The sequence below is a fragment of the Paenibacillus sp. MMS18-CY102 genome (genome assembly GCF_009789195.1).
GTDB lineage: Bacteria > Bacillota > Bacilli > Paenibacillales > Paenibacillaceae > Paenibacillus_T.
Genome location: NZ_WSTC01000050.1, coordinates 21809 through 28497 on the forward strand (window position 1 = coordinate 21809; position 6689 = coordinate 28497).

Sequence of the window (6689 nt, forward strand, 5' to 3'; positions counted from 1 at the left end):
CGTTTTATTTATATCAAAATCAATGAAATCGATTTCAGTTAATCAATATTAGGGGGTTACTCTATGGCAACCATTTTGCCGATCAATCAAACGCCAATCCTGAATTGCCGGATGCATTATGCATTTATGCTTGCAATCATTACAACGATGGACAATCATGAGCCTTGGCTATTTAGCAATTTCATTAATTTGCAGTGCAATAAAGCGGAGACGATCAGCGATCTCAACAATGAGCTACGGTTTTGCAAGAGCGATAGCCCGATCTATTATTCGGCGATGATTGATTTGGAAGTGATGAAAGCCCCTACTTTCAATAAGTTAAATTGTTCCATTCTAAATGTTGTGCGGAATGCGATAGCAGACAAGAAGTACGTTTATATGTTTGCTAATAAATTCCACATTCCGATGTCACCATTTTATCAAGAAGTATCGGTTACGCAAGATCTGCTAGTGTATGGCGTGGATGAAGAGAAGGGGATTTATTATATTCTCTGTTACAACAAAAACAAACAATTTACGACGATTGAGGTTAGCTTCGCAGACATGGAATTGGCGGTTCAACACAGCGAGTACGCGTTCTGGAATAACACGATGTACTTCATCCAATGCCCGGATGCATCATTCGAATTCAGGGTTCGCGTAACCGAGGTTGACATGGATTTGTTGTTACAGGAATTGATCGATTATAAAGAATCAACATGCCGTTCTGAAGTTGTGAAGCAGAATCTTAATACCGATTATTATGATTTTGGCATATCGATCTATGAAATGATTAAAGGTTACATTGCCTACATGCATGCGAATTACGAGCACTTTGATCCCCTAATTGCACTTACGACGTTATGGGAACATAAGAAGCTGATGCATGCCCGTGTACGATATTTGAAGGAGAAGCAGCTAATTGATGCGCCATCCCGGCTGGTAGAGGAATTCGAGCAGTTAGAGTCGAAAGCTGCCGCCTTGCGTAATATTGCGATTAAAATGAAATTGCTTAATCGATTGGACTTGGAAAAATTATATGCTCTGGTCGATGAAATTAGAGAGTTAGAAGTAAAAGCGTTATCAGAGCTGATCAAGCGAATTGAAGAAAAACAGCCATTAGCTATCGCAGCTACTAGCTGAAATTAATGGAGGAGGGTATCCTACAGCGTAGGCTTCGGGGTGCCTCCTTTCGTTTGTTGGAAATTGTAACGGACCGAGGAGCCCTTATTTGAGCAGAATTAGCGACATTTGTACTCTAACGGACCGAGCAGCCGCTATTTGGTCGATATCTCCCTCGTGAGGCCGCGAAATGGCTAAATAACGGCTGTGGTGTCCGTTACAGTTTTGAATGGCACTTTTGGGGGGGAATAACGGCTCTGAAGTCCGTTAGAATAGAGAGGGCGCCAAAGTAGAAGTGTGGGGCAGCACTTATTAGGGGTGATCGAATTTTTGAGTACAGGAGCGCTATCTACTATTGAAGTCGACATAAGAACGAGAGTAACGGACAGTTCGAGCAAAAATTTTGCAGATATTAAGATCGATGGCCGTTCCTTATTTGATCTGTTTAAAAGCAGGGATTTTGATGTAATCGCTTGTTTGGGTTGGGGTACTGCGCAATATAGAACCGCTGAAATTTACAGATTAGTGCTTGAAGAACCGAGTGATATGCAGGGAAATAGAAACTCGATCTATGTGTGCCCTGATTGTGGCGATTTGGGGTGTGGTGCAATATCCGTCGACATGCAGGTTGAGGATAATAAGATTGTTTGGAAAAACTTCAAGTGGGAAGGAGACTACGGCGGGATTACCGAACATTCCAGCCGTTTAGCAGATCTAGGCCCTATTTATTTTGATTTTGGCCAGTATTGCGATGTGGTCAAAGGCACCTATTTTTTATAAAAATCAAAGGAGGAGATTCGCTTGCAAAGCCCTATTCTGAATCGGGTAGATACGATCTTTATACATGTAACGAACCTTTCGAAATCAATTGAATGGTATAGCAGATTGCTAGGCCTCTCTTTTGAAAATAAAGAATATCCAGGCCCGATCTTCACATTCGATATGGGCGCCGGACGGCCGGGGCTTACGCTGGACAATCATTGTTTTGAGGATGATTATCGATTCATTCCGTCGAACCAGCCGCTATTGAACTTAAGTGCAGCAGATATTCATGAAGCCTATCGTCATGTAGTTGGCTTAGGCGCGGAAATTGTGACAGCGATTCAGGTTTATCCGGATTTGGCCGAGTTTACTTTCAAAGATCCGGATGGCAATATTCTCATGGCCTGCACGTGCATTAGCTAACGCTAGAAAAAAAAGGTTGACGGCTCATCAATATGACCATAATATGGTTACATACCGATGAGTACAGAAAGTTGGATGCAGCATGGTGAGACCGCGGGAATTTGATGAACAACAAGCATTGTCTGCAGCAATGCAAGTGTTTTGGGAGAAAGGCTACGAGGCAACCTCGATTAGCGACCTTACGGCAAGCATGGGCATTCAACGGCCGAGCCTGTATGCGGCATTCGGGGGGAAGAAGGAACTGTTCGAAGCCGTTCTTCACAAATACACGCAAATCAGCTTAACGTACACCCAGAACCTGTTAAAGAGTGCATCTACGGCGAGAGAAGCCGTGCAAATTTATTTGCAAGGGATCATAAAAGGCGGGGATGGCGGAGGGCCTAACTTTGGCTGCTTATGCATGAACACGATGGTCGAGCTAGCGCCACATGACCAGAGCTTCGCCCATTTGACCAAAAGCTATCAGCTGCGCATTACCGAGCTGCTTCAGCAGACAATTGAGGATGGCATCCGCAAAGGCGAGCTTGCAAGCAGCTTGAACGCTGTCACGGTTGCAAGGGCATTGACGGTTACAGCCGTCGGGCTCGCGGTCACGATGAAGTCGGCTCCCGAGCAAGCATATGTCGAGAATGCAGTGGCCGAAATGCTTACTTTGCTCATATGAGCTCTTTTTTTTGAAAGTTTTGTACTGATCGGTATTTAACTAAAAATAGGAGGTAATAAATATGAACACGATTACGACAATTGCATTGATCACAGGTGCTTATAAAGGAATTGGCTTGGAAATTGGCAGGCAGCTAGGGAAGCAGGGGGTAACGGTGCTCCTCGGAGCGAGAACGATAGCGAATGCAGAGCGTGCGGCGGCACAATTGCAGGAAGAGGGCATTACAGCGATTCCGATCGAGCTTGATGTGACGAACAGCGAGCATATCCAAGCTGCTGCAACGAAGATCGAGTCCGAATATGGGAAGCTGGACATTCTCGTCAATAATGCAGGCATCTTCCTAGATCATGAGGGAAATAACGTTGATGTGATGAGGCGTTCGTTCGAGACGAATTTTTTCGGTGCTTTCGCATTGACGATGGCGCTCCTCCCCCTGATCCAAGCTAGCCCAGCAGGGAGAATCGTAAATCAGTCGAGCATTCTCGGTTCCATTGGGATTATCCTGTCCGATGAGAGCATGGGCAACGCTTCTGCTCCGGCCTATACGACATCCAAGGCAGCGCTGAATGCATGGACCGCGCAGCTATCCATTCAACTTCGTGGCACTAATGTTAAGGTGAATGCTTGCCACCCGGGTTGGGTGAAAACAGACATGGGCGGCCCGAATGCCGTGATGGAGATCGAAGAAGGAGCCGAAACGGCGGTATGGTTAGCTACACTTCCAAGTGATGGGCCAACCGGCGGGTCCTACCATAAACAAGAGGCGCTGCCTTGGTAATGAGACAATGCCGGCGATGGCGTTTTCCCCACGACAAATAACTCACTCCGTTACAGGAAAGAGTATCCCCTCGGCGTCACTCTCCGCGTCTATTAGGATGAACCACCAGAGTTTCAGGACACGCAGCCTGCCTAGAAAAAGCAACCGGATAACGGTTGCTTTTCTTCTATTCATTTACATTTTACGGGCGGTTTGTTATTATAATATTGCCATCATGCAAACGTTTGCGCAATTTTAAGGGCGAAAAGGGAGTCGAAAAACCAACGTTGTTCAACAGAAGCTAAAGTACGAACAAGAAGAAAAGCCATTTTAAGGGGGACTAGTTATGTCAAGAACAGTAGATCCGATCGACCATTTATACCAAATGGTGAAGGACGGAATTTCCTACGGGATCGTGCATCAAGTTGCAGAGGATGAGAGCCATTCTGGGAGAACGATTCGCATTCATGACCAGCAATTAATTAATTTTGGGCTGTGCAGCTATTTAGGGATCGAAGCGGATGAGCGATTGAAGCAAGGCGTAATCGATGCGGTGAACCAGCATGGCGTCCAATATTCCGTTTCCCGGGCTTATGTGTCCAATCGATTGTATACGGAGCTTGAAGATCTGCTAGGGCAAATGTTTGGCGGCAAGCATGTATTAGTTACGCAAAACACGACGTTAGGCCATCTCGCCGCACTGCCGGTTATTATTGAACCGAATGATGCAGTCCTTGTTGATTTTCAGGTGCATAACAGTGTTCAGACGACTCTTAGCCAATTGCGAACAAAGAAGGTTCACATTGAGTACATTCGCAATGATGATATGGAGCAGCTGGAAGAGCGGATTGTTGCGCTACAGGACCAACATCGCAGAATCTGGTATTTGTGTGATGGCATCTATAGCATGTATGGCAATGCGGCTTCAATAACAACGTTGGAATCATTGCTGAACCGCTACGAGAAGTTCCATCTTTATATTGATGATGCCCACGGCATGAGCTGGAGCGGCAAGCATGGAAGAGGCTTCGTGTTGAACCAAATCGAACAGCATGAGCGCATGATTGTCGTCGTTTCATTAAGCAAATCATTTTCGGCCGGAGGAGGCGCAATCGTATTCCCCAATTTCGACCTCTATCACAAAGTCCGTTCATGCGGCGGCCCGATGATTTTCTCGATTCCGATCAATCCGCCTACGCTCGGCGCAGCCGTTGCATCTGCGAAGCTGCACCTCTCAGATGAACTTCCTGCCTTGCAAAATCAATTGATGGAAAACATTCGCTATTTTAATCAAATGGCGGAGGCGTATCAGCTGCCGTTAGTGAATGCGACGGAAAACCCGATCCGGTTCATCGGAGTCGGGCTGCCTAAGCTGGCTTACGCTGTAGTTAGCCGATTGCAAGAGCTAGGCTTCTATACGAATATAGCGGCCTATCCTGCTGTTCCAATGCGCCGCTGCGGCATTCGAATTACGGTGACGAATCATCACACCAAGGAAGATATTTTGGCGCTGGTTCAGGCAATTGCGGATGTTCTCCCCGTCATGGTGCGCGAGGGCGGCAGCTCGATGGACAAGCTGTACAAAACGTTCAAAATGCCAAGCCCGGAAACAAATCCGGAGAGCTTGCTTGCTGACAGGGAAAATGGTTCAAATTCTGGATCATTGACGATTGAACATTATGCGAGCATCCAAGCAATCGAGCCAGAAGAATGGAATCGGCTGCTTGGGGGGCGCGGCTTCGAATGGGATTTCCTTCATTGCTTGGAGCGGACATTTGAAAATCAGCCATTGCTGGAGAATAACTGGGCGTTCCATTATTACATCGTACGGGATGCCGCCGGTGTCCCTATCCTTGCAACGTACTGTACGGCGGTTTTGTTGAAGGACGATATTTTGGAAACCGGCGAAGTTTCGAAGGCAGTCGAACAGCTTAGAATCGATAACCCCTATTATCTGACCTCTAACTACCTGGTGATGGGCTCGCTCCTGACAGAAGGCAACCATCTGTATCTGAACCGCCAAGGCAATTGGCAGGAAGCGTTGTCCATGTTCATTGAAGAATTGCAAGCGGAGCAAGCGAGATGCCAGGCCAGCACCATCATGCTTCGCGATTTCTCAATCGATGACGAGGAACTTGCGGGATGGATGAACCAGCATGGCTATCTCAACAGGCTAATGCCCGAAAGCAACGTCCTAACCTTGCAATGCGAGGATGAGCACGATTATGTAAGCCAGTTATCAAGAAGCGCACGAGCCTTGATCCGCAAGGAAGTGCTGTCGCTAGAGCATATGTTTGAGGTGGACATACTTACATGCGACAGCCCGGCGCCATCTATGGAACTGATCGAAGACCTTCATAACCTCTATCTTAATGTGCAGCGCAGAAAGCATGATATTAATCTGTTTGCGCTCCCGATGAATCTGTGGCTTGAGATGCTTAAGCATCCGGGATGGGAGTTGCTCGTATTCCGAATTGCTCCTGAGCATGGCGGTGATCCAGATGGCCGGCCTGTAGGATTCATGAGCTGTTATAAAGGGAAAGACCATTATGTGATGTCGATGGTCGGCATCAATTCGCAGTACACGGAGAGCCATCACCTCTATCGCCAAACCTTCTATCAATCCATTAAGCGAGCGATTCAATTAAAACTGCCGGTCGTCCACTTGGGCATTGATGCTAACAAAGAGAAACAACGATTCGGAGCGGAGACGCATGCTACATGCGTTTATTACCAAACAACGGATCATTACGCTTTCCAAGTGCTGGAGAACATTAAAGCGAATCTTGGCAATGCGTTGGCGGTTACGAGATAGGCTCCCAGTTCATTTATTTAGTAGCAGCCTGCGGGCTGCTTTTTCGTATTATCAGGTCAGCCAGACATTTCTGGTTGGCCTATTTTTATAGGCGGTCTATGATGGCGATAGCCGGGAGAACGTGCGGCTTTTAGGGGCGCTGACTCCGTAATAAAAACTGTTCTCCC

At 46.8% G+C, this 6689-nt stretch carries 6 protein-coding genes; all 6 read left to right on the forward strand.

What is annotated here, in order from left to right:
- The first annotated feature begins 63 nt into the window (after positions 1-63).
- The 6 genes from GON22_RS24065 (at position 64) to GON22_RS24090 (ending at position 6522) form a co-directional block, all read left to right on the forward strand.
- Entirely contained in the window at positions 64-1122 is a 1059-nt protein-coding gene (locus GON22_RS24065) for a hypothetical protein (RefSeq protein ID WP_160398632.1), read from the forward strand.
- 309 nt (positions 1123-1431) lie between these two features.
- Positions 1432-1881: a hypothetical protein gene (locus GON22_RS24070; protein ID WP_160398633.1), complete on the forward strand. Its 450-nt coding sequence runs from the start codon at positions 1432-1434 to the stop codon at positions 1879-1881.
- A 21-nt stretch (positions 1882-1902) separates the two neighbouring features.
- Positions 1903-2286, forward strand: a complete 384-nt coding sequence (locus GON22_RS26295) for a VOC family protein (protein WP_237179327.1) — start codon at positions 1903-1905, stop codon at positions 2284-2286.
- 82 nt (positions 2287-2368) lie between these two features.
- Positions 2369-2950 carry a TetR/AcrR family transcriptional regulator gene (locus tag GON22_RS24080; RefSeq protein ID WP_160398634.1) on the forward strand — a complete coding sequence of 194 codons (582 nt, stop codon included), beginning with the start codon at positions 2369-2371 and terminating at the stop codon, positions 2948-2950.
- 61 nt (positions 2951-3011) lie between these two features.
- Positions 3012-3728, forward strand: a complete 717-nt coding sequence (locus GON22_RS24085; protein ID WP_160398635.1) for an SDR family oxidoreductase — start codon at positions 3012-3014, stop codon at positions 3726-3728.
- 325 nt (positions 3729-4053) lie between these two features.
- Positions 4054-6522, forward strand: coding sequence for a bifunctional aminotransferase class I/II-fold pyridoxal phosphate-dependent enzyme/GNAT family N-acetyltransferase (locus GON22_RS24090; protein ID WP_160398636.1), 2469 nt, complete (start codon positions 4054-4056; stop codon positions 6520-6522).
- Positions 6523-6689 lie beyond the last annotated feature (167 nt).